Raw genomic sequence first — 23,286 nt, forward strand, 5'->3', positions numbered from 1 at the left:
CTGGAACCCGTATGAACGATATGCGACAACCACGCCTCGGCGTGGACTTCGGCCGGGTCATCCAGGGGGCGGCACTCGCGCCGGGCGCCGCGGACACGGTCTTCCTGTCCGGCGGCTTCGCCGAGGCGATGAGCACCCCACCCACCCCGCACGCCTTCGCGGTGCTGGCTCGCCTGGTCACCCGCTTCGGCGGCCGGGCCTGGGTGATCTCCAAGTGCGGCCCGCGGATCGAGGAACGCACCAGGCAGTGGCTCGATCACCACGACTTCGCCGCCCGCACCGGCATCCCGCGCGAGCACCTGCGGTTCTGCCGCACCCGCGCCGACAAGGCGCCGCACTGTGCGGAATTGGGCATCACCCACATGATCGACGACCGCGTCGACGTGCACCGCGCGCTGCGCGGACTCGTGCCGCGGCTGTACCTGTTCGGCGCGCAGTCCGACCCCGCGCCGGACTGGCTGCACCACACGCCCGACTGGCCCGCGGTCGAGCGGATGATCGGCGCCGATCTCGACGCGGCCGGTCAGGCGTTCGGGTCGCCGTAGGCGGCGGCGATGTCCTTGGAGCTGGGCCAGCGGCTGTAGGTCGGCGACTGCGGCCAGCCCTCGGGGCTGTCCTGCCATTCCTCCTGCCTGCCGTAGGGGAGCGCGTCGATCAGGCCGAAGGTGTAGGCGAGCTGTTCGGTGCCGCGGCCGTCGGTGTGCCAGCTGCGGTAGACGGTGTCGCCGTCGCGCAGGAAGGTGTTCACCGCGAAACCGGCGCCCGGTCCCGCGCCCATGTCGGCGCCGAACGGGCTGTCGTGGGTGGAGTACCAGGTCATCGTGTTGCCGACGCGGCGCTTGTAGGCGAGGGCCTCCTCGATCGGACCCTGGGTCACGATGACGAAGCGCGCGTCGTAGGCGGCGAGGAAATCCAGCCGGGCGTACTGCGCGGTGAGGCCGGTGCACCCCGGGCACTGCCAGGTGTTCCCGTCGGTCCACATGTGGTGGTAGGTGATCAGCTGGGATTTGCCGTCGAAGACCTCGGCGAGCGAAACATCGCTCCCGTCTTCGGCTTTCAGCGTGTACGGGGGCAGTTCGACGGCGGGCAGCCTGCGCCGTTGCGCGGCGACGGCGTCGAGTTCGCGCGTCGCGGCCTTCTCCCTGATCCGGAGCTCGTCGAGTTCGGCCTGCCAGGTGTCGCGATCGACGATGGTCGGCAAAGCGGTCATGAGGCAACTCCTCTGAATGTGTACGGCGTGCACATTTGATATGTTCACACCGTACACTTCAGTCGGAGGGAGCTCAAGGGTTGGCCTATCACCACGGCGATCTCGCCGCCGCGCTGGTCACGGCCGGGCTGGAGCTCACCAGGGCCGGTGGTCCCGACGCGCTGACGATCCGCGAGGTCACCCGCCGGGTCGGGGTCACCCCGAACGCCGCCTACCGGCACTTTCCCGACCGGCAGGCGCTGCTGCGCGCGGTGTCGGCGGCGATCGAGGCCGCGATGGCGACCGGCATGGCCACCGACCGGAGCCCGGCCACCCCGCGCGACAGCCTGCGCGCGGTCGGCCTCGGCTATATCGCCTTCGCGCTGACCGAGCCGGGCTGGTTCGCCGTCGCCTTCTTCGGCGCGGGCGACACCTCGCCGGAGTCGGTGCGCGACTCGCCCGCCTACCTCGCCCTCGCCGACGCGCTCGACATGATGGTCCACATCGGCGATCTGGCGCCCGCGGCACGCCCGGCCGCGACCTGGAGTTGCTGGTCCACCGTGCACGGCTTCGCCGAGCTCGCGCTGCGCGGGCCGCTGCGTCATCTCGACCGCGCCGAGCTGTGGGGCCTCGCCGAGCAGGCGGTCGACACCGTCGTGGCCGGACTGCCCCGGGAAGTGTGATCGAGGTCACTGTGACCAGTGGTACGTCAGTGTAAAGATGAAACGTCTGGGCTCCGCATGTACCCTGCAGGTGGAAGGGCGTGCCCGGGTGGGTACTCCAAGCGATCTGCAGCGGCGATGGCCTGCAGCGACGACGAGGAGGTGGTGTTGCGATGCGCAGCGAACCCCCCAGTCGAAGGCCGCGCGGCGTCGCCCCTTCGCTCTCTCGCTGATTCTCGGCCGATCTGGTTCGGCTGCGCGTGACAGCCGTGGTGGTGGACGCCCGCGGTGGGCAACACCGTCTCCCGATCCACTTTCGTAGCATCCCCGCGGCCGCGCCGCGAGCATGCGCGCTGTCGCGCCAGAGGACTGTCCCATGTCGCAGATCGACCTCGTCGAAGCACGTCACGTACCCGCCGATTCCGCTGTGCCGGAAGCGGATTCGCCGCAGCAGCACCGCCGGTCCGGCACCGACGACCACTCGGTGACCGAGGCGCTGGAGATCCTGTCGGAATCGGTGCGCCACCTCGTCGAGACCCACCGGGTCGACGGTGCCATGGAGTGGCTCGACAACCGCCCGCCGCACGTCATCGCCGACGCGCTGGCCCGGATGGACGCCGTGCAGGCCGGTGTCGTGTTCCGGCTGCTCGACAAGGACCGCGCGATCACCGTCTTCGAGGAACTGGAGCCGGTCGACCAGCAGCAGATCCTGCAGGGCCTGCGCGAGAAGAGCTTTCGCGATCTGGTCGAGGCGATGGACCCCGACGACCGCGCCCGCATGCTGCACGAGGCGCCGGCCAAGGTGGCCAAGAAGGTACTGGCCGGGCTGAGCCCGCGCGAGCGCCGGATGACCGCCGCGCTGCTCGGCTACCCGGAGGGCTCGGTCGGCCAGTACATGACGCCGGAAGTCGTTGCGCTGCCGGACAATCTGACCGTCGCGCAGGCGCTGTCCTGGGTGCGGGCCAAGGGCGGCAACGCCGAGACGGTGTACACGCTGCCGGTCGTCGACTGTGGTCGCCGGCTCACCGGGATCGTCGAGCTGCGCGAGCTGGTGCTGCACGCGCCGGACGCGATGGTGTCCGAACTCGTCGTCACCGAACCGGCGTTCGCGCGGGCCACCGACTCCGCCGAGAAGGCCGCGCGCCTGATGAGCTCCACCAACGACATCAACCTGGTCGTCGTCGACAGCGAGGACCGGGTGGTCGGGCTGCTCACCATCGACGACGCGATGGAGGTGCTCGAGGCCGCCGACAGCGAGGACGTGGCCAAGCAGGCCGGTTCGGCACCGTGGGAGGGCCACTACATGGCCGCCAAGGTGTTCCAGCTGGCGCGCTACCGGGCGCTGTGGCTGATGCTGCTGCTGTTCGCCGCCACCCTGACGGTCAGTGTCACCGACATCTTCTCCACCACGCTCGAGCAGGCGGCCAGCCTGGCGCTGTTCATCCCGCTGCTGATCGGCGCGGGCGGCAACGCGGGCGCGCAGGCGGCGACGGCGTGCGTGCGCGCCCTGGCCGTCGGCGAGGTGCGGGCCTCTGACCTGTTCAAGGTGATCTGGCGGGAATGCCGGGTGGGCCTGGTGCTCGGCAGCATGCTCGCCGCGGCGGGCCTGCTGATCGGCACGCTCTTCGTCGGCCCCAAGATCGCCGTCGTCGTCGCGATCACCCTGGTCATCATCTGCGGCTGGGCCGCCACCATCGGCGGCACGATGCCGTTGCTGGCCAAGAAGTTCCGGATCGATCCCGCCGTCGTCTCGGCTCCGATGGTCACCACCCTGGTCGACGCCACCGGCCTGATCATCTACTTCACCACCGCCAAGCTCGTCCTCGGCATCTGAGGCGGACCGGTCAGCTCTGGGGGAACAGGGTGAGGGCGCGGGACATGACGTCCCTGGCGACGTCGTCGGTGGCGGCGACGACCTCCACGATGGGGATGCGGCGGCCGAAGGCGGTGGATTCGGCCGGGAGCTCGGGGCCGACGGCGGCGGTGTAGATCGGAATCCGGTTGTCGTAGACCGAGACCGAGCGGTGCACGACGCGGCCGTCGATGTGTTCCTCGGTGCTGTTGGCGGCCAGGTAGGCGGGGACGCGGTACTCGTAGCCGACGGTGATCTTCTCGCCGCGGTAGCCGAACAGGCACTGGGTCAGGCGCTGTTCGTCGTCGGGGACCGTGTCGGCGAGTTTCGTGCGGACCGCGCACGGATCGGCGCCGAGCAGCACGGTCGGGACGGTGTCGGGGGAGGTGCCCTGGGGTGGTGACTGCCGCCAGCGGTCGATCATGCCGGGGACCAGTTCGTCGGCGACCGTGCACGGATTCCGGCCCGGCGGTGTGGACAGGCCGAGATAGAACGCGGCGCCGGCCGGGAAGTGCGCGGTGGCGCCGCACGAGCGGGGCTCGCCCGCGTCGCGGTCGGGGACCAGGCGCACGGTGACGTCGCCGAGTTGCTTGGTGACGCCACGGCCGCCCGGAGTCAGGCCGGGGAGCAGGGTGGCGTGCCAGGTGAGGGTGGTGCCCGCACCTGAGGTGGCGCTGCCCAGGATCGCCCGGCACGAGTCCAGGCCGACGGTTACGCTGCTGACCTCGCCGAGCGGTGCCAGCGCTGCCCTGGGCAGCACGGCGCAGACGTCGACCTGGCGGGTCGCCTGGGCCACCGCGTCGCGCCCGGCCTGATCCTGCGGCACCTGCGACCAGAACTGCGGTGGCGGGGCGGGCATCACGGGGGCCGGAGGCGGCGGCAAGGTGTGGTAGTCGGGTGCCGAGCCCTCGTCGTCGCCGCATCCGGCACAGACGAGCAACGCGGCAGCGGCCAGCGCCATCCTGCGGTCCATCAGCACCCCTGTCCTCGACGGAGCCGGGCTCGGACACGCGCCCGACCATCGAGTCTGCCCGCCGGGGCAACCAGGCCGCAAACATCTCGCGCCGGTCGTTCCCAGAACGTTGTGACCGCGCCCGTCTCAGCGCAGCAGCGGCAGGGTCTCGCGCATGATCTGCTCGGCGGCACCCGAATCGGCGGTGACCGAGACCGTGGGAACGCGCGGGCCGAGCAGGGCGTCGGTGGGCCCGGGCGCCATGGCGGGGCCCACGATCGCGGTCAGCGAGGCGATACCGGACTGCGCCGCGGGCGCGTCGAACCGGTAGACCTGCCGCGTGCCCACCGTGAAGGCCGGGGTGTCGTCGGTGATCGAGCGTTCCTCGTTGTAGTCGAAGGTGATGATCGCCTGGTGCCCGTCGATGGTCAGCCTGCACGTGGTGACGGCCTGATCGGTGACCGGCACCCGGACCCCGAGCAGCGGCGCGACCGCGCACGGATCGGCCCCGGTGACCACCGTCCGATCCGAGTCGGGAGAGCTGCCCTGCGCCGGGTCCGTGCGCCACGTGGTCAGCGCGATCCGCATCAGCGCCTCCGCGGTGGCGCACGCGTCCTTCGGCGCGCGCACGCTCATCGACAGATCGGCGCCCGCGACGAAGCGCGCCCACACCTGGCAGCTGCCGCGCACCTGGGGGTCGGCCGAACCGGAGGGCTCGTCGTCGAAGAGGACCCGCACATCGCCCATGGCCTGCTCGGTCACCGGGGCGTCCATGGTGGGCTCGCCGGAGAACATCACCCCGGTGGTCCAGGTCGCGTCGATGCCGGTGAGGTGCCCGTCGACCGCGATCCCCATCCGGCACTGGTTCGGGTGCACGTTCTCCACGTCCCGCACCGTCCCCAGCGAGGTCACCGCCGCGCGCGGGACCAGCGCGCACGCGTCGATCGCCCGCACCTTCCGCAGCACCGCCGCCTTCTCCTGATCGGAAACCGCCGCGGTGGACCAGAATCCGCCGGTCGGCATGGTGTCCGGCGCATGCGTTCGCTGGCACGCGAGCAGGGTCAGGGCCACGGCGATGAGCGGGACCAGTCGGCGCACGTCAGTCCTCCCGGAACGGTTCGGCGGTGTGGCTCAGGATGTCTCGTCGTTGGGCGCGCGGATCTGCCACGGCCGGAACGGTTTTCGGGACGACGGTGCCGAGTGGCCGACGAAGCATGGTGGATCCCCCTGTCGTGATCGCGCGCCCGTGCCGAGGACCCACCAGCCGCAGTTTGCCGGGTGCCCGCGGAGAATGCAAAGCACGCCGAGTGGCCGGATTCACAGGGCGGGTCGCGGCCGCATGCCGGTGGCGGATCACGGGTGATGCGATGGTGGCGCGGCGGCGGTCGTGCCGCACAATAGGGGCCGCGTGTGTGGCGCGGGTGTCCGGTCGGAGTGGTCGGGTTCGGCGCGCCGCAACACAAGCTGTTGTGCTCACGGGAGTTGTCACCCACTACGAGTAGTGTTCAGGGTGAACGAGCTCGTGCACGGCGGCGGTGCGGGTCAACGGTGGAGGCAGAAAGGTGCGGAGGCGGAATGAAGCTCATCGATCGGGTAAGCGCCATCAACTGGAATCGGGTGCCCGATGAGAAGGACGCCGAGGTCTGGGATCGCCTGACCGGCAACTTCTGGCTGCCGGAGAAGGTGCCGGTGTCCAACGACATCCCCTCCTGGAACACCCTGACGCCCGACGAGAAGCAGCTCACCATGCGGGTCTTCACCGGCCTGACGCTGCTGGACACCATCCAGGGCACCGTCGGCGCGGTCTCGCTCATCCCCGACGCGCTCACCCCGCACGAGGAGGCGGTGTACACCAACATCGCGTTCATGGAGTCGGTGCACGCCAAGAGCTACAGCTCGATCTTCTCCACCCTGTGCTCGTCGAAGGAGATCGACGAGGCGTTCCGCTGGTCGGAGGAGAACCGCAACCTGCAGCGCAAGGCCGAGATCGTCCTGTCGTACTACAACGGCGAGGACCCGCTCAAGCGCAAGGTCGCTTCCACGCTGCTGGAGAGCTTCCTGTTCTACTCCGGCTTCTACCTGCCGATGCACTGGTCCTCGCGGGCCAAGCTCACCAACACCGCCGACATGATCCGCCTGATCATCCGCGACGAGGCCGTGCACGGCTACTACATCGGCTACAAGTACCAGAAGGGCCTGGAGCTGGTCTCCCAGGCCGAGCGCGACGAGCTCAAGAACTACACCTTCGAGCTGCTCTTCGAGCTCTACGACAACGAGGTCGACTACACCCAGGACCTCTACGACGAGGTCGGGCTGACCGAGGACGTCAAGAAGTTCCTGCGCTACAACGCCAACAAGGCGCTGATGAACCTCGGCTACGAGGGCCTGTTCCCGAAGGACGAGTGCGAGGTGAACCCGGCGATCCTGTCGGCGCTCTCGCCCAACGCCGACGAGAACCACGACTTCTTCTCCGGCTCGGGTTCCAGCTACGTCATCGGCAAGGCGGTCAACACCGAGGACGAGGACTGGGAGTTCTGAGCGAACCCCCGCACTGACGACGGCGGCGCACCTGTTCGGGTGCGCCGCCGTCGTCAGTGCGCGCGCTTGCGCCAGCGCAGCGGCGGCATGCCGTAGCGGCGATGGAAGGCGCGGTTGAACGCGGCCTCGGAGTGATAGCCGACCGCGCCCGCGATCCGGCCGACCGGTTGCGCGGTCGAGCCGAGCAGATGCGCGGCGTGCTCGAGGCGCCGATCGGTGACGTAGGCGCCGGGCGACTGCCCGAGCAGCCGGGTGAACCGGTCGGTGAAGGCCGACCGGGACAGCCGGGCCAGCGCCGCCAGCTCGGCGACCTGCCACGGGTGGTCCGGGCGGTTGTGGATCGCGGTGAGGACCGGGCCGAAGGCTGGGTCGAGGGCCGCGGTCAGCCAGCCGGGCGCGGTGTCGTCGGCGGCCGACCAGGCGCGCAGCGCGTGGATGAACAGCAGATCCAGGATGCGCGAGATCATCACGCCCGCACCGGGTCTGGCATCGGTGATCTCGACGACGAGCAGTTGCAGGCTCAGCGTCAGCCAGTCGCGCTCGGCGCCTGCCCGGATCAGCACCACGGCGGGCAGGACCGACAGCAGCGGGTCGGCGATCACCTCCTCGACCTCGAAGGTGCCGGTGACCCAGCGTGGCGCCGCCGGATCGGCCAGGTCGCCGACGCGGCGGAAGGTGTCGGCGGTGGTGAGGCCGCGTTCGGCGAGCGCCGGGGTGCCCGCGCCGAGGACATGGCGATCACCGCGGGCGAGCAGAGCCATATCGCCCTCGCGCAGGGTGAACGAGCGGTCGTCGACGCGCAGCTCGAGCTCGCCGCGTTCGGCGATGTGCAGCAGCCGGAGACCGGCCGGAAGCGCGATGGCGAACGGTGCCGGCGGCGCGCAGCGGACGAGGCGATCACCGCGTAACCGGACCGTGTGCAGGATGTCCGAGAGGGCGTCCAGCTCGGTATCGGGCGCGAGGGGATCGGCGGTGTCTGGTCGATCGGCAAATTTTCCCGGTCCATCGGTCATGGTATTTGCCTCATCATCCAAATATCGTGGATCTTGCTCGTCGCGTCAATCGTCTCGCAACGCATCGGACGATCCGGCCGCCGAGAACCCGACCGAGAGAAAGGCATCTCATGGCTGCCAAGCCGACAGTTGTTCTGGTTCATGGTTTCTGGGGTGGCGCCGCGCACTGGGCGAAGGTGATCGTGGAACTGAACCGGCGCGGTTATCCGGCGTTGCACGCGGTGGAGAATCCGCTCACCTCGCTCGCCGATGACGCCGAGCGGACCAGGAAGATGGTGGCCCAGGTCGACGGACCGGTGCTGCTGGTCGGCCACTCCTACGGCGGTGCGGTGATCACCGAGGCCGGTGACCTGCCCAATGTCGCCGGCTTGGTCTACGTCGCGGCCTTCGCCCCCGACGCGGGGGAGAGCCCGGGCGCGATCAGCGAGCAGCACCCGCCCGCCGCGTTCGCGAATATCGCGCCGGATTCGGACGGCTATCTGTGGATCGCGCAGGACAAGTTCCACGAGAGCTTCTGTCAGGACCTGACCGCCGAGGAGGCGCTGGTGATGGCGGTGACGCAGAAGGCGCCGCTCGGGTCGACCTTCGGTGACACCGTCACCGCGCCCGCCTGGAAGGTCAAGCCCACCTGGTACCAGGTGTCCACCGAGGACCGGATGATCCACCCGGACAACGAGCGGCGGATGGCCGAGCGGATGAACCCGCGCGAGATCGTCGAACTCGCCGCGAGTCACGCGTCGCTGGCCTCGCAGCCGGGGGCGATCGTCGACCTGATCGACACCGCGGCCGCCGCCGTCGCGAGCTGAATCCGCTACGCCGCCCGCTGTTTTCACCGGCGGGCGGCGTCGCGGGTTCCGGTGCTCGGGATTCGTCCGTAGCGTCGCTGGTATGAGCAACGCGATCACCCCGTTCCGGATCGACATCGCCCAGCGCGAGCTGGACGACCTGCGTCGCAGGCTGACCGACGCGCGCTGGCCCGCCCAGCAGCCCGGCGCCGAGTGGAGCCGCGGCGTTCCGGTCGCGTACCTGCGGGAGCTGGCCGAATACTGGCGCACCGGCTACGACTGGCGCGCGGCCGAGGCGGAACTGAACTCCTTCCCGCAGTTCACCACCGAGATCGACGGCCAGCGCATCCACTTCCTGCACGTGCGGTCGGCGCGGCCCGACGCGACGCCGCTGCTGCTCACGCACGGCTGGCCGGGATCGATCGTCGAATTCCTCGACGTGATCGGGCCGCTCACCGATCCGGGCGCGCACGGCGGCGATCCGGCCGACGCCTTCCACCTGGTGATTCCGTCGCTGCCCGGCTACGGCTTCTCCGGTCCGGTGTCCGACACCGGCTGGAACCCGGCCAGGATCGCCGCCGCCTGGGTGGAGTTGATGGACCGGCTCGGCTACGAGCGGTTCGGCGCGCAGGGCGGCGACTGGGGCGCGTTCATCACGCCCGAGGTCGGGCGGGCGGGTGGTGACCGGGTGATCGGCGTGCACGTCAATGCCGCGACCGTCGGCTTCCTGCCGTTCGGGCCGGTCACCGACGCGGACAAGGCGACGATGACCGCGGCCGAACTGGCCCGGCTCGATCGGCTCGCGCTGTTCAAAGGCGAGGGCAGCGGCTACTTCCGGATCCAGGCGTCCCGCCCGCAGACCCTCGCCTACGGCCTGCACGACTCACCGATCGGTCAGCTCGCGTGGATCGTGGAGAAGTTCAAGGAGTGGACGTTCCCGGCCGACGGCCTCCCGGAGGCGGCCGTGCGCCGCGATCGGCTGCTCACCAATGTGACGCTCTACTGGCTCACCGGTACCGCGGGTTCCTCGGCCGCCCTGTACTACGAGGCGACACATACCGCGTCCTGGCCGACCACCCCGTCGGTCGCGCCCACGGGTGTCGCGGTGTTCGCCGAGGACGTCGCGATCCGCCGCTACGCCGAGGGCAACGCGCGGATCGTGCACTGGTCGGAGTTCGACCGGGGCGGGCATTTCGCGGCGATGGAGGCGCCGGACCTGCTGGTCGGCGACATCCGCGCGTTCTTCCGCGGCCTGCGCTGACTCAGCGGTCCCAGGGCGCCCGCAGGTCCGGGTCGTCGAAGGCCTTCGCCGCGTCCAGGTAGAGCTGGAGGCCATGGATCGGTGCCGGCCATGCTAGCAATCACGCTGCTACCTGCGGTTTGCCCATGGAAATCGGGCTTTTCCGATCCGCGTGGTTGCCGATCTAATCGGAGCATGACCGCGATCGGACAGCAGGCCATCCTCGGTGACATCCTCGATCGGGGTGGCGCGGGCGCGGGGATCGCCGTCGTCGACGGTGGTGGTGCGAGCTGGACCTACGCGGAGCTGTCCGGGGCGGCGCATCGGCTCGCCCGCGAGCTGATCGCGCACGCGGTGGGTCCGGAGTCGGTAGTGGTGCTGGCACTGCCGCGCTCGGCGGAGCTGGTGCGCGCGGTGTGGGCGGTGGCCGCGACCGGCGCGGCCGTCCTGCCGATCGATCTGCGCCAGCCGCAGGCCCGGCGCCGCTATCTGCTGGCCGATGCCGCGGCCACGATCGGCATCACCACCCGGTCGATGCTCGCCGACCTGCCGACGTGGATCACCTGGCTGGTGCTCGACGATCCCGACCTCGCGCAGCGGTGCGCGCGGCACGATCCGGCCCCGCTCACCGAGGCCGACCGGGTCGCGCCGACGCATCTCGACCAGCTCGCCTATGTCCTCTACACCTCCGGGTCGACCGGGGCGCCGAAGTCCGTCGCGGTGACGCACCGCGGGCTCGCGACACTGGTCGCGGCGGTGTCGGCGCGGCTGGGCTCGCTCGAGCGGGCGCGCGTCCTCCAGGTCAGCTCACCGGGTTTCGACCTCTTCGTGCTCGAGCTGATGCTGACGTTCACCCACGGCGCGACGGCGATCATCGTGCCCCCGGAGATCACCGGCGGCGGCGAACTCGACGAGCTCGTCGCCGCGCGAGCGGTCACCCACGCGGTGCTGACGCCTGGGGTGCTGGCGACTCTCGACGCGGCCCGCCACGTGACGCTGCGCGGGCTGGTGGTCGGCGGGGACGTCTCGGACCCGGCACTGGTGGCGCGCTGGGCGCCGGGCCGCGTTTACGTCAATGCCTACGGTCCGACCGAGACGACCGTCTTCGTCACGGCGGCAACACTGTTCGCGGGCGAGCCGGTGCTGCTCGGCGCGGTGTTCGACGGCTGGTCGGCGCGGATTCTGGACGAGCGGCTGCGTCCGGTGTCACCGGGCGAGCCCGGCGAGCTGTATCTGGCCGGGCCCGGTGTCGCGCGTGGGTACCGGCGAAGGCCCGCGACGTCAGCGACGCGGTTCGTGGCCGATCCCTTCGGCCCGGCAGGCGCGCGGATGTACCGCACGGGCGACCTGGTCCGCGCGCACCGCGGCGACGCGGCGGCCCTGGAGTTCCTCGGCCGCACCGACTTCCAGCTCAAGGTGCTCGGCGTCCGGGTGGAACCGGGCGAGATCGACGCCGTCCTCACCGGGCACGACGCGGTGCGCTCGGCGATCACGACCGGGTGGGAGACGCCGGCGGGGGCGCGGGTGCCGGTGAGCTATGTGACCGCCGAGCCGGGCCGGGCCGTCGATACCGGCGCGCTGCTGACCTTCGCGCGGAGCAGGCTCGCCGCGCACGCGGTCCCCGCGACCGTGATCGTCCTCGACGAGCTGCCGCTGACCCCGGTGGGCAAGGTCGACCGGGCCGCGCTGCCCGCGCCGGTGTTCGCCTCCCAGGGCGGTGCGGCGCCGACGGATTCGATCGAGCGGCTGATCGGCACGGTGATGGCCGGGTTGCTCGGGGTGGAATCGGTGACCGCCCAGGACGACTTCTTCGCGCTGGGCGGGAACTCCCTGCTCGCCGCCCAGCTCGGGGCCCGCGTCGGCGCCGCGACCGGCAAACAGATCCCGGTGCGCACCGTGTTCGACGCGCCGACCGTGGCCCGGCTCGCCGTCGCGATCCGGCAGCTGGCGCACGCGGCGCCGCGACCGCCGGTGACCCGGCGGGCCCGGCCGGCGTCGCTGCCGTTGGCACCCGCCCAGCAGCGCCTGTGGGTGCTCAACCGGATCGACCACCGGTCGCCGGCCGACAACATCGCGCTGACGGTGCGGCTGCGCGGCCCGCTGTCGATCGACGCGCTGCGCGCCGCCCTCGACGATGTCGTCGCCCGGCACGAACCGCTGCGCACCCGCTATCCCGATCTCGACGGAGTCGGCGTCCAGCACGTCGTACCCGTCGAACACGCGCGCACCGCGCTCCGGCCGGTGCCCGTGCGGCCCGGGGAACTCGCGGACGCGGTGGCCGAATTCGCTACGGCCGGGTTCGACCTCACCGTCGATCCGCCGCTGCGCACCCGGCTCTTCGCGCTGGACGACCGGGAGCACGTCTTGGCCGTCGTCGTGCACCACATCAGCGCCGACGGCTGGTCGCTCGGTCCGCTGCTGCGGGATCTGCTCGGCGCCTACGCCGCTCGGCTGCGGCATCGGGCGCCGGAGCTCGCGCCGCTGCCGGTCGACTACGCCGACTACGCACTGGCACACCAGGAATGGCTCGCCGACCCCGCCGGTGCGGCGACCTTCGACAGTCAGCTGCGGTACTGGCGGGCACGGCTGTCCGGCCTGGCTCCCCGGTTGTCCCTGCCGGTCGATCGCCCGCATCCGCCGGTGGCGTCCGGGCGCGGCGCCGTCCTGGACCTCACCCTCGACGCCGAGCTCACCGCCGCCCTGCGCCGGATCGCGGTGGCGCACGGCGCGACCCAGTTCATGGTGGTGCACGCCGTGCTCGCGGTCGCGCTGGCCCGCTCGGGCGCGGGCGCCGATATCGTCGTCGGCACCCCGGTGGCCGGGCGCGGCGGCCCCGAACTGGACGATCTCGTCGGCATGTTCGTCGCCATGGTGGCGTTGCGCACGACCGTCGATCTCGCGCAGTCCTTCGCGACCCTGCTCACCCGGGTCCGCGACATCGACCTCGGCGCGCTCGCCAACGCCGACATCGGGTTCGAGCGGGTCGTCGAGGCGCTCGATCCGCCGCGGACCCGGGCGCACCACCCGGTGTTCCAGGTGGTGCTCACCGCCGAGACGCGGGTCGAGCCGATCGCGGCCGATCTCGGCGGGCTCGTCGTCGAACCGGTCGAGCCCACCGCGACACCGGCGAAGTTCGATCTCCAGCTGACGATGTCGGATCCGGCGGCCGACACCCTGCGGCTGACCCTCACCTACGCGACCGACCTGTTCGACCGCGACACCATCGCCCGGTTGACCGAGACGATCGAGCGCGTCGCCCGCGCGGTCGCCGCCGATCCGGCGCGCACGGTCGGCGACATCGCGCTGGTCGAGCCGGCGGAGGCGCCTGCTGCGCCCCGCGCCGACCACCGCACGCTGCGCGATCGGTTCGACGTGGCCGCACATCGGCATCGACACGCGGTGGCCGTGCGCGCGGGGGCCACCACCCTCACCTATCAGGATCTCGACGACCGCAGCGCGGACTTGGCACGGGAACTCGTCGCGCACGGTGCGGGACCGGAGCGGCGGGTCGCGGTGATCGTGCCGCGGTCGGCCGAGCTGGTGGTGGCGATCGTCGCCGTGGTGCGCAGTGGCGCGGCTTACGTTCCCATCGACCCCGGGAACCCGCGCGAGCGGATCGACTACCTCGTGGCCGATGCACGGCCGGTCTGTGTGATCACCGAGGGGCTGGTCGTCCATCGCGTCCTGCCGGGCCTCGTACCAGGCTCCGGCGCAACGACGGAAACTCTTGCCCCACAGGCGATACCGAACGGCGGTGGGCGAAGGGTCCGCCCCATGCAGGCACTCTCGACGTCAGCGGCCGTCGACGGTGTCGATGACGCCGGCCAGCCGACCGGGGTGCGGCCCGCGGCGCCGGACGATCAGCTCGCCACCTGCGCCGACAGCGCGATCCACGCGGCGAACCTCGCCTACGTGATCTACACCTCCGGGACGACCGGTGCGCCGAAAGGCGTTGCGGTGGAACATCGCCAGGTCGTCGCCCTGCTCGACCGGACCCGGCGGGTGCTGTCCACCCGATCCACCGATATCTGGGCGCTGTTCCATTCGACGGCCTTCGACTTCTCGGTGTGGGAGCTGTGGGGTGCGCTCACCACCGGCGCGGCGCTCGTCGTGGTCGATCAGGACACCGCGCGCTCGCCCGAGCACCTGCGGGAACTCCTGGTGCGCGAGCAGGTCTCGATCCTCGGACAGACGCCGTCGGCCTTCGCCGGTCTGGACGATGCCGACGCCCGCGCCACAGGTGCGCCACTGTCCCTGCGGCGCATCGTGTTCGGCGGCGAGGCGCTCGACCCGGGCAGGCTCGTCGCGTGGCACGATCGGCACGGCGCGGACGGACCGCTGTTGGTCAACATGTTCGGTATCACCGAGACCACGGTGCACGTCACCCACGCGAACCGCACCGACAGCGGTCACGACCGCGCGGGCAGCCCGGTCGGCCGACCGCTCGACGGACTCACCGTGCACGTCCTCGACGACCGGTTGCGGCCGGTACCGACCGGCGTCATCGGCGAGATCTATGTCGGCGGTACCCAGGTGACCCGCGGCTACCTGCACCGCCCCGGTCTCACCGTTACCCGCTTCGTCGCGAATCCCGCTGCGGCGGGCGGTGTCCTGTACCGCTCCGGCGACCTCGCCCGCTGGACCCGCGAGGGCACGCTCGAGCATTTCGGTCGCGCGGATCGGCAGGTGAAGATCCGCGGGTACCGCATCGAACCCGCCGAAATCGAAGTGGCGCTGCTGGAATGCCCCGGCATCGCCGCCGCCGTCGTCGTGGAGCGTGCCGATCCGGCGACCGGACGACAGCTGATCGGCTACGTCGTGCCCGGTGGTGGCGAGCGGATCGACGGGGCCGAGGTCCGCGCGCAGCTGCGGGATCGGCTGCCGGAGTACCAGATTCCGGCGGCGGTCGTCGTCATCGCGAGTCTGCCGCTGACGCCGAACGGCAAGCTCGACCTCGCGGCCTTGCCGAGCCCGGCGTTCGGTTCCGCCGCCTACCGTGCCCCGGCGGGCACCGTCGAACCCCGCGTCGCCGCCGTCTTCGCCGAGCTGCTCGGTCGCGACCGGGTCGGCGCGGACGACTCGTTCTTCGACCTCGGCGGCAACTCGATGGTCGCGACCCGCCTGGTGGCGCGCCTGCGGGCCGAACTGGCCACCGATGTCGCCCTGCTCTGGCTGTTCACCGACCCCACCCCGGCCGGGCTGGCGCGCCGCATCGCCGAGGACACGGCGGGCGCCGACGACTCGATGCTGACGCCGATGCTCGCCCTGCGCCGTCAGGGCAGCGGCGCGCCGCTGTTCTGCGTCCACCCGGTGGTGGGGCTGGCCTGGAGCTTCGCCGGGCTGACCGGTGAACTCGACTGCCCGGTCTACGGGATGCAAGCTCCGACGATCGCCGAGGACACCGCGCCGCCGGAGTCGATCGACGCGCTGGCCGAGGACTATGTGACCCGGATCAGGGCGGTCCAGCCGCACGGACCGTACCGGCTGCTGGGCTGGTGCGTCGGCGGCGTGATCGCCCACGCCATGGCGGTGCGGCTGCAGGAGCTGGGGGAGCGGGTGACGGTGCTGGCCATGCTCGACTCCTTCGTCGGGGAGGTCGGCTACCGCAGTGAGACGCCGGTGACGGTGGGCGATCTGCTCGGCCAGTTCGGCACCGACCACGAACTCGCCACGCCGGTCGACGAATTCACGCCCGACGACGCCGTCGCGCTGGTCGCCGAGCTGCCGGGACCGTTCACGGAACTGACCGCCGACCGGATGCACCGGATCTTCGCGGGCATCGTGCGCGCCCAGGTGATCGGCGCGGCGCACCGGGCCCGCGTCTTCGACGGTGACCTGCTGTTCTTCACCGCGGGCCGCGACGATCGCGGCGCGGGGCGGGCCGCCGGGGCGTGGCGTGACCACATCGGCGGCGTCATCCGCGATATCGCGGTCGACGCCACCCACTGGGACATCACCGGAGCGCGAGCCCTGACCACCATCGGACCCGCGCTGGCCGCGGCGCTCGACCGCGCGTGAGCCCGGCCGGTGGCGGCGACCCCTCGCCGCCGCCACCGCGTCAGCGCAGCGCCGCCAAGCCGATCCGGTCGATCTTGCCGGTCGGTGTGCGCGGGAGTTCGTCGACGAACACCACGTCGCGGGGCGCTTTGAACCGGGCCAGGTGGGACTTCACATAGGTCCGGACGGTCTCGGCGTCGAGCTCGCCCGCGCGGACGACGAACGCGGCCAGCCGCTGCCCGAACTCCTCGTCCGGCACCCCGACCACCGCGGCCTCGGTGACCGCCGGGTGTCGGTAGAGCAGGTCCTCGATCTCGCCGGGGAAGACGTTCTCGCCGCCGGAGACGATCATGTCGTCGTCGCGGCCGTCGATGAAGAGCCTGCCCTCGGTGTCGAAGTGGCCGAGGTCGCCGGTGCTCATCAACCCGCCGCGCAGCTGTTTGGAGCCGCCGCCGGAGTACCCGTGGAAGGCGATCGAGTTGCCGACGTGCACGGTGCCGACCGCACCCGGCGCGGTGACCAGGGTGTCGCCGTCGTAGAGCGCCACCGTGATCCCGACCGGCGCCCGGCCGACCGTGCCCGGCGCGGCCAGCCAATCCCGTGGCGTGGCGATGGTGGCGGTGCCGGTCTCGGTGCAGCCGTAGAAGTTGTAGATCACCGGGCCGAAGACCTCGATCGCCCTGGTCCCCAGGGCCGACGGGAGCGCGGCACCGGCGGTGAACACGATCCGCAGCGCACCGGTATCGGTGGCGGACAACGCCTCCGGGCCCAGATCGAGGATGCGGCGCAGCATGGTCGGGACGAGCACGACCATGTCGGCGCGATGCTCGGCGATCTGGGCCAGGGCGCGGCGGGCGTCGAACCTGCCGTGCAGCACGATCGTCGACCCCAGATTCAGCGACAGGATGAACTGCGACAGCGCGGTGCCGTGGAACAGCGGCGCGCACAGCAGCACGGTCTGTCCGCGCCGCAGCGGCACCCGATCGACGAATTGCGCACCGGCCAAAGGCGATTCGACCCGGCGCGGAGCGCCCTTGGGTGTCCCGGTGGTGCCGCCGGTGAGCAGGACGAAGCCGCCCTGCTGGGCCGGGACGGGCGCACGGGCCCCGGTGTCGGGGCCTTCGGTGTCGAGCCGGGTGACGCCGTCGGCGACGGTCTCGGCGAGCGCGGCCAGGCTCGGGTCGAGAACCAGCGCCGCGACCTGTTCCCTGGCCAGCACATCGCGCAGCTGTGCCGCGCCGAACCCGGTGTTGAGCAGCACCAGCCGGGCGCCGAGCTTGCCCGCGGCGGCCATGGTTTCGACCAGGCGCCGGCCGTCGGGGCAGAGCACGCCGATGGTGTCGTCGGCGGTGATCCCCGCCGCGTGCCAGCGGCCCGCGATCGCATCGGTCCGCCGGTCGAGTTCGCCGTAGCTGATCAGGTGTGCGCCGTCGACGAGCGCGATCCGGTCCGGCGCGCGGCGGGCCGAGGTCAGGATGCCGCCGGCGATCGGGCCGTAGGTGCGCATCGCGCGGGCTGTCTGGACGAGCCGGTCGGGGCGCCGCAGGTCGATCAGTCCGGCGCGCTGCATCGCGCGCAGCTGCCGCGCCGTGGTGGCCGCGGTGTGCGTCCAGGTCATCGCGAAACTCCTTGTCGGCGGGCGGTATCGGGCCGGATCAGCACAGCGTCGGCCCGGGGTCGGCGCCCGCGGTCACCGCAAGCAGCCAGGCGACGGTGCCGAGCTCGGGCACGATCTCGGCACTGATGTGCTCCGACATCGGCACCCGGAACATGCGCATGTTCACCCCGCGCGCGCAGTAGTCGGCGGCGATGCGGTCGATGGCGAGTTCGGCGGGCAGCAACTGGTCGGTGGTCGAATGCCACATGAGCAGTGGGATGTCCGGGGTGTTCTCGGGACGGCCGAAGCTCGCGGCGGCGAGCCCCTCGTGCGCGGCGGCCAGCGCGGCGGCCGGATCGGTCAGGTAGTCGGCGACCGGCCGCAGCAGCGTGGAGCCGACCGCGGTGTAGAGGCAGCGGTCCTCGAGATCGCGCGCGACCTGCTTGCCCTCGGGGGTGAGGTAGGTCTGCAAGGCCTGGTCGAACTCGGGATATTCGCGAGCCAGGCCCAGAATGGCCAGCCAGCCGGTGAAGTTGGCCTGCGGCTGGGCGCCGGAGATGGCGAACGGCGCGATCGCGACCTTGTCGCCGGGGATGCCGCCCTGCGCGCTGGCCCGCAGCGCGAGCTCGGGCGCGTAGCCGCGGTGCTGCTCGGCCGCCGACGCGGAGGAATTGCCGCCACCGGAGTATCCCCACAGGCCCACCGGCGACGCCTCGAGGCCGAGGCCGCCGCGCTGGGCCGCCCGGATGCCGTCGAGCACCATCCGGCCCTCGCTCGGGGACATGATCGTGTTGCGCTTGCCGTCGAAATCGGTGACCACCACCGCCGCGCCCGCCGCCAGGAACTGGCCGATCAGCGCGACCTCCTTCTGGATGCCCGCGCGCAGCGTGTACGAGGGATTGCACTGCTGGCCGAGGCTGTCGATCGCCTCCTGATACGAGATCAGCGGGCGCGCACCGGGACCCAGCCAGGGGATGCCGGGCATCAGCACGGTGGTCGCGGTGGCGATCGGGTTGTCGCGGGCGTCGGTGCTGCGGAACAGGAGCTGGGTGGTGTGCACCGGGACCGGGATGCCGAGCGCGTAGGTCTGCACGATCCGGCTGCGGATCACGTCGCCGTTGGCGTAGGCCGCGAAGTCGGCCGGATCGGCGTACCAGGGGTCCTGCTGCGGGGTCGGCAGCGGCACGACCGCCGGATAGACCTGCGCCTCGTTCGGCAGCGGGGGGAGCTGGAAATCCTCGGCCCCGGCGGGACTCGCGGTCAGCGCCAGCACGACGGCCAGCAGGGCGGGCACGCCGAGGCGCCGGGATCGGTGGGTGGCCGTGCTGCGCTGCATGGCATCTCCTTCGGTAGGTGATCCCGATTACAGCAGGTTCTCTTGTTATGAACAAGAGTTCTTGTTCATATTGCGCGATCGGTAGGCTGAGCTGCGTGACGTCGACCGAGAAGAGTCCAGTTCGTTCCCGGCGCATCCAGGGGCTGGACGCCGAGCAACGCCGCGCCCGCAGGCGCGAGCAGATCCTGGCCGCCGCGTTCGAACTCATCGCCGCCGAGGGCTACGTCAATACCGCGATCGAGCAGATCTGCCAGACCGCCTTCGTCGGCAACAAGGCCTTCTACGAGCTGTTCGACAGCAAGGAGTCCTGCTATCTGGCGCTGCTCCAGCAGCTCAGCGAACGCGCCCAGGCCGAGGTCGCCACCGCGCTGGCCGAGTGCGCCGGTGGTCGCGACGAGGTGGTGTCGGTCGTCCTCGCCGCCTTCGCCCACTCCCTCGTCGACGACCCGCGCGTCGCCCAGGTCACCTTCGGCGAGGCCAGCGGCATCTCCGCGAAGGTCGAACAGCAGCGCCGCACCAACCGTCGCTGGGCCGCCCAATTCCTCGAAACCCTCTGGCGCGAATACGGTTTCGTCCCCGCCACCGGCATCGGCCTCGACCTGCACGCCCTCGCCGTCTCCACCATCGGCGGCCTGTTCGACACCGTCGCCGACTGGCTGCACAGCACCGGCGCAGGCACCACCGGCGACATCGACACCCTCATCCGCGACCTCACCGCCTTCACCGACATCGTCCATTTGGGCCTGGCGGCCGCGGCGGCCCGTTCAGCGGACTGACGCCGCGTATCGGCTCAGAGTGCCTTGATCTGGGCCGGATCCGGCAGGGTGTGGGGGGCGGTCGCTCGCTGAGCTGATGCTCAGCCGACGACCACCACTGCGCAGGCTGCGAGGAACAGGGCCTGGAGGGCGGTGCGGGCGGGGAGGGGCATGGATTTGATGCCCAGGTCGGCGTGGGCGGCGCGGATGTTGGCGGGGAACATGGCCAGGAGCAGGGCGAACAGGCAGGCGGCGGACAGCGGGGCAGTTGCTGGGATGAGCAGGCCGGCGGCGCCTGCCAGTTCTAGGACGCCGGTGAGGGTGACCAGGGCGGCCGCGTTGGGGAGGCGGGGCGGGACCATGGCGATCAGGGCGGTGCGGCGAGGCTCGAGGAAGTGGGCGCTCGCGGTGAGGGCGAACATGGCGGCCAGGCCCAGGGCGATCGCGCGGGGCCAGGAATCCAGCCAGGACACGTCGGTGAGCAGGCCGATCAGCCTGGCCAGGGCGGTGACGACGGTGAGAACGATGAAGGGGGCCATGGGAACTCCTCGAGGCGGTGCCGACTGGCCTGCTGCCAATCTTGACACTGGAAAGATTGACACCGAAAGACAAACTTGTCAATGACAAGTTTGTGCGTCAGGATCGAGGCATGACCAAGACCGGGTATCACCACGGGGATCTGCGGGCGGCGCTGCTCGACTCGGCGGCCGAGCAGATCGCGGCCGAGGGCGTCGAGGCGGTGTCACTGCGCGCGCTGGCGCGCCGGGCGGGGGTCTCGCATGCCGCCCCCGCGCACCACTTCGGCGACCGGGCAGGCTTGTTCACCGCCCTGGCCATCGAGGGATTCGACCTGCTGGCAACGGAATTGGTGGCGGCGGGCGAGGACATGCGGGAGGTCGCGGTCGCCTATATCCGCTTCGCGCTGAACAACCCGGGCCGGTTCGACATCATGTACCGCCGCGAGGTGCTGCGCGCCGACGACCCGGACTTGCTCGCCGCCCGCGCGCGGTCGGGTGCGGCGCTGCGATCGGGGATCGCCGAGTTGCAGTCCGGGCAGTCACCCGACCGGCAGCGCTCGACGCGGCTCGCCGCCTGGTCGCTGGTGCACGGATTCGCGACGCTGTGGCGGGAAGGGGCGCTCGACGGGTCGGAGCTGGCGTCGTCGTCGGACCCCGAAGTGCTCGCGCGCGAGATGCTCGCGACGGTGCAGTTCGACTGACGACGCAGAGCCGCTTCGGGGCCGGGTCCGCTGCGTCGGCTACCTGGGCGGCGCTCCGCCGGGACCCTGACCGCCCGGCGGCGGGGACCCCGCCGGGCCGCCACCGGGCGGCATCCCGGGAGAACCGTTGCCGGACTGGGTGTTCTGCGACTTCGCGGCGACGCCGACGGTCAAGGAGACGGCCATCGTGGTCGCCGGGGTCCCGGTGACCGTGGCGAGTTCGGCGTCCCACCCGTCGCCGAAGACATTGTCGGAGGACAGGGAGACGCCGGACATGTTCCGGATGCTCGCCGAATAGCCGGAGTCGGCGGCGAAGACGGCCTCGCAGGAATCCTGCGGAAGGGCGATCTGGGAGGTGAGGCGGGCGTTGTCGCCGGCCACGGCGGTGGCGAGATCGTCGTAGACCTCGAAGTGGATGTGCGGCCAGCGGCCCGCGTAGCAGGCGGGGAAGATCGAGGTGAAGCGGACGGTGCCGGTGTCGTCGGCGACCTGGACGCCGCGCAGATAGTTCTGGTCGGTGACGCCCTCGCTGTAGAGCGAGTACCGGCCCTCGCGGTCGCAATGCCAGACGTAGACCGCCATGCCGGCGCCCGCCGCGCTCGTGGTCAGGTCGCGCAGGTTCAGCGTGAGGGTCATCGGAACACCCTGGGCCACACCGGAGTACGCGCCGAAGCTGGTGGTGAGGTCGGAGCGGACCACGCCCGATTCGATCAGCACATTGGGCCCGTTGGAACCGTCACCCGGGTACGGGCCCGCCGTCTCCTGCGGCGCGGCGGCGGGGGTGGCCGAGTCGGTGGTGGTGGTGCCGGTGACGCCAGAATCGGTCGCCGAGGCGCAGGCCGCGGCGGCGGTCGCCACGCCCGCGGCGCCGATCAGGCCGAGGATCCGCCGTCGCGACATGACCCGCAGGTCGTGCCCGAGTCCGAGATCGTGGTCGTCCATCGCTGCTCCTTCGCTCGTACCGTGTCCTCGACGACGGTAGGCGCGGGCGCTGCGCCGGAACTGCGAGGACGCTGGGCGTTCGCTGGGAGCCCGGCGCTCAGTCGGTGACGTACCCGTTGAGGCTGTCGCGCAGGTCGGTCAGGATCGCGCGGGCGGCGGTCAGGCCGGTGGTGTGCCAGACGCTGTCGTCGACGGCGAACACGCGCCGATCGGTCGAGGCGCCGAGCTCGGTGAACTCGTCCGAGCGCAGCACCCGCCTGCCGTGGTCCTCGCCCGGCTCGCCGTCGAACATCACGTAGATGATGTCGCCCTCGGCCTTGGTGGCCAGCTCCGCGGTGGTGATGTCGTAGGAGGTGCCGCGCTGCGCGGTCGGGCGCTGCACGCCGACATCGGAGAGCACCTGGGCCGCGAAAGTCTCGCTGCCCTGCACCTGGGTGGCGTCGGCGGTGAACCGCAGCACCGACGCCTGCGACTGGCTCGCGTTGAGCGCGGGGCCCAGGTCGCGCGCCTCGGTGAGGTAGTTCCGCAGGGCGGCGTCGGCGGCGTCGCGGCGGCCCATCCCGGCGGCGTAGGCCGCGAAGTCGGACTGCCAGCTGCCGCCGGACCCGACCAGGACCGTCGGCGCGATCGCGCTCAGCGCCTCGTAGCCACCGGCCGGGGCGACGTCGCCGAGGATCAGGTCGGGCTTCAGTTCGGCGATGCGCGCCGGGTCGGGCTGACCGATCGAGCCGACGCTGGGCACCTTCAGCACGCCGTAGCCGAGGTACATCGGCTGGGAACGCTCGCCGTCGAGGGTGACCGCGCCCGCGACGCGCTCCCACAGGCCCACCGCGCAGGCGGCGTCGAGCGCCGAACTGGTGAGCACCACGATGCGCTGCGGGTCGGCGGGGACCTGCGTGGTCCCGGCGGCATGGGTGACGGTGCGGGTCGCGCCCGCGGCGGGATCGGGAGCGCTGGGCAGCGGGCACGCGGTGGCGGTGTCCCTGGCCACGCCGACGACACCGGCACCGGCGATATTGGTGGTGGTCCGGATGATCGTGCTCGCGTCGTCGTGCTTGTCCGCGCAGCCCGCGCTGACCACGGCGACGCACACCAGCGCGGCGACGGCGAGGACGCCACGCGAGCGGACGCGAACGCCCTGCTCGGCGGTGCGACGGAATCGGGTGCGTACTCGGGCGCTCACCGGCATGCGCACGAGGGTACTGCGTG

General features: G+C 71.4%; 18 protein-coding genes. 9 read left to right on the plus strand and 9 right to left on the minus strand.

Features of this window, described 5'->3' with window-relative positions; all coding sequences use genetic code 11:
- The first annotated feature begins 11 nt into the window (after positions 1-11).
- Positions 12-545, plus strand: coding sequence for a hypothetical protein (locus ACFVW6_RS30320; RefSeq protein WP_355282256.1), 534 nt, complete (start codon positions 12-14; stop codon positions 543-545).
- On the opposite strand, the gene ACFVW6_RS30325 is transcribed toward ACFVW6_RS30320, so the two are convergent.
- Positions 524-1,210, minus strand: a complete 687-nt coding sequence (locus ACFVW6_RS30325) for a DUF899 domain-containing protein (protein WP_378833856.1) — start codon at positions 1,208-1,210, stop codon at positions 524-526. The two genes, ACFVW6_RS30320 and ACFVW6_RS30325, sit on opposite strands and share 22 nt — an antisense overlap.
- A gap of 80 nt (positions 1,211-1,290) precedes the next feature.
- On the opposite strand from ACFVW6_RS30325, the gene ACFVW6_RS30330 reads away from it, so the two are divergent.
- On the plus strand, positions 1,291-1,872 hold the full coding sequence (locus tag ACFVW6_RS30330) for a TetR/AcrR family transcriptional regulator (protein WP_378833854.1): 582 nt from the start codon (positions 1,291-1,293) through the stop codon (positions 1,870-1,872).
- Between the two features lie 355 nt (positions 1,873-2,227).
- On the plus strand, positions 2,228-3,685 hold the full coding sequence (gene mgtE, locus ACFVW6_RS30335; RefSeq protein WP_355282248.1) for a magnesium transporter: 1,458 nt from the start codon (positions 2,228-2,230) through the stop codon (positions 3,683-3,685).
- A gap of 10 nt (positions 3,686-3,695) precedes the next feature.
- Here the strand turns inward: mgtE and ACFVW6_RS30340 are convergent, their stop codons facing one another.
- Positions 3,696-4,676, minus strand: coding sequence for a peptidase (locus ACFVW6_RS30340; RefSeq protein WP_378833850.1), 981 nt, complete (start codon positions 4,674-4,676; stop codon positions 3,696-3,698).
- A gap of 126 nt (positions 4,677-4,802) precedes the next feature.
- Positions 4,803-5,753: a hypothetical protein gene (locus tag ACFVW6_RS30345; RefSeq protein WP_378833848.1), complete on the minus strand. Its 951-nt coding sequence runs from the start codon at positions 5,751-5,753 to the stop codon at positions 4,803-4,805.
- 477 nt (positions 5,754-6,230) lie between these two features.
- Between ACFVW6_RS30345 and nrdF the strand changes: the two genes are divergently transcribed.
- Positions 6,231-7,193, plus strand: coding sequence for a class 1b ribonucleoside-diphosphate reductase subunit beta (gene nrdF / locus ACFVW6_RS30350; RefSeq protein WP_019048442.1), 963 nt, complete (start codon positions 6,231-6,233; stop codon positions 7,191-7,193).
- A 53-nt stretch (positions 7,194-7,246) separates the two neighbouring features.
- Here nrdF and ACFVW6_RS30355 read toward each other — a convergent pair whose 3' ends face one another.
- Entirely contained in the window at positions 7,247-8,206 is a 960-nt protein-coding gene (locus tag ACFVW6_RS30355; protein ID WP_378832461.1) for a cupin domain-containing protein, read from the minus strand.
- Positions 8,207-8,316: 110 nt separating this feature from the next.
- Here ACFVW6_RS30355 and ACFVW6_RS30360 point away from each other — a divergent pair, with 110 nt between their 5' ends.
- The 3 genes from ACFVW6_RS30360 (at position 8,317) to ACFVW6_RS30370 (ending at position 16,249) form a co-directional block, all read left to right on the plus strand.
- Positions 8,317-9,012 carry an alpha/beta hydrolase gene (locus ACFVW6_RS30360; protein WP_378832459.1) on the plus strand — a complete coding sequence of 232 codons (696 nt, stop codon included), beginning with the start codon at positions 8,317-8,319 and terminating at the stop codon, positions 9,010-9,012.
- Positions 9,013-9,094: 82 nt separating this feature from the next.
- Positions 9,095-10,252, plus strand: coding sequence for an epoxide hydrolase family protein (locus tag ACFVW6_RS30365; RefSeq protein WP_378832457.1), 1,158 nt, complete (start codon positions 9,095-9,097; stop codon positions 10,250-10,252).
- A gap of 174 nt (positions 10,253-10,426) precedes the next feature.
- Entirely contained in the window at positions 10,427-16,249 is a 5,823-nt protein-coding gene (locus tag ACFVW6_RS30370) for an amino acid adenylation domain-containing protein (RefSeq protein ID WP_378832455.1), read from the plus strand.
- A 40-nt stretch (positions 16,250-16,289) separates the two neighbouring features.
- On the opposite strand, the gene ACFVW6_RS30375 is transcribed toward ACFVW6_RS30370, so the two are convergent.
- Entirely contained in the window at positions 16,290-17,846 is a 1,557-nt protein-coding gene (locus ACFVW6_RS30375) for an AMP-binding protein (protein ID WP_378832453.1), read from the minus strand.
- A gap of 37 nt (positions 17,847-17,883) precedes the next feature.
- The gene (locus ACFVW6_RS30380) at positions 17,884-19,161 is read right to left on the minus strand and encodes a lipase family protein (RefSeq protein ID WP_378832451.1); all 1,278 of its coding nucleotides are present in this window, start codon (positions 19,159-19,161) and stop codon (positions 17,884-17,886) included.
- A gap of 95 nt (positions 19,162-19,256) precedes the next feature.
- Here ACFVW6_RS30380 and ACFVW6_RS30385 point away from each other — a divergent pair, with 95 nt between their 5' ends.
- A complete protein-coding gene (locus tag ACFVW6_RS30385) occupies positions 19,257-19,937 on the plus strand; it encodes a TetR/AcrR family transcriptional regulator (RefSeq protein WP_357343910.1) in 681 nt (226 codons plus the stop codon).
- Between the two features lie 80 nt (positions 19,938-20,017).
- Here the strand turns inward: ACFVW6_RS30385 and ACFVW6_RS30390 are convergent, their stop codons facing one another.
- Entirely contained in the window at positions 20,018-20,455 is a 438-nt protein-coding gene (locus ACFVW6_RS30390; RefSeq protein ID WP_378832447.1) for a hypothetical protein, read from the minus strand.
- Between the two features lie 110 nt (positions 20,456-20,565).
- On the opposite strand from ACFVW6_RS30390, the gene ACFVW6_RS30395 reads away from it, so the two are divergent.
- Positions 20,566-21,135, plus strand: coding sequence for a TetR/AcrR family transcriptional regulator (locus ACFVW6_RS30395; RefSeq protein WP_378832445.1), 570 nt, complete (start codon positions 20,566-20,568; stop codon positions 21,133-21,135).
- 39 nt (positions 21,136-21,174) lie between these two features.
- On the opposite strand, the gene ACFVW6_RS30400 is transcribed toward ACFVW6_RS30395, so the two are convergent.
- Both ACFVW6_RS30400 and ACFVW6_RS30405 read right to left on the minus strand, forming a co-directional pair.
- The gene (locus ACFVW6_RS30400; protein ID WP_378832442.1) at positions 21,175-22,077 is read right to left on the minus strand and encodes a dioxygenase; all 903 of its coding nucleotides are present in this window, start codon (positions 22,075-22,077) and stop codon (positions 21,175-21,177) included.
- Between the two features lie 97 nt (positions 22,078-22,174).
- On the minus strand, positions 22,175-23,266 hold the full coding sequence (locus ACFVW6_RS30405; protein WP_378832440.1) for an ABC transporter substrate-binding protein: 1,092 nt from the start codon (positions 23,264-23,266) through the stop codon (positions 22,175-22,177).
- Between the last annotated feature and the right edge of the window lie 20 nt (positions 23,267-23,286).

This window comes from Nocardia sp. NPDC058244, assembly GCF_042882065.1.
Classification (GTDB): Bacteria; Actinomycetota; Actinomycetes; order Mycobacteriales; family Mycobacteriaceae; genus Nocardia.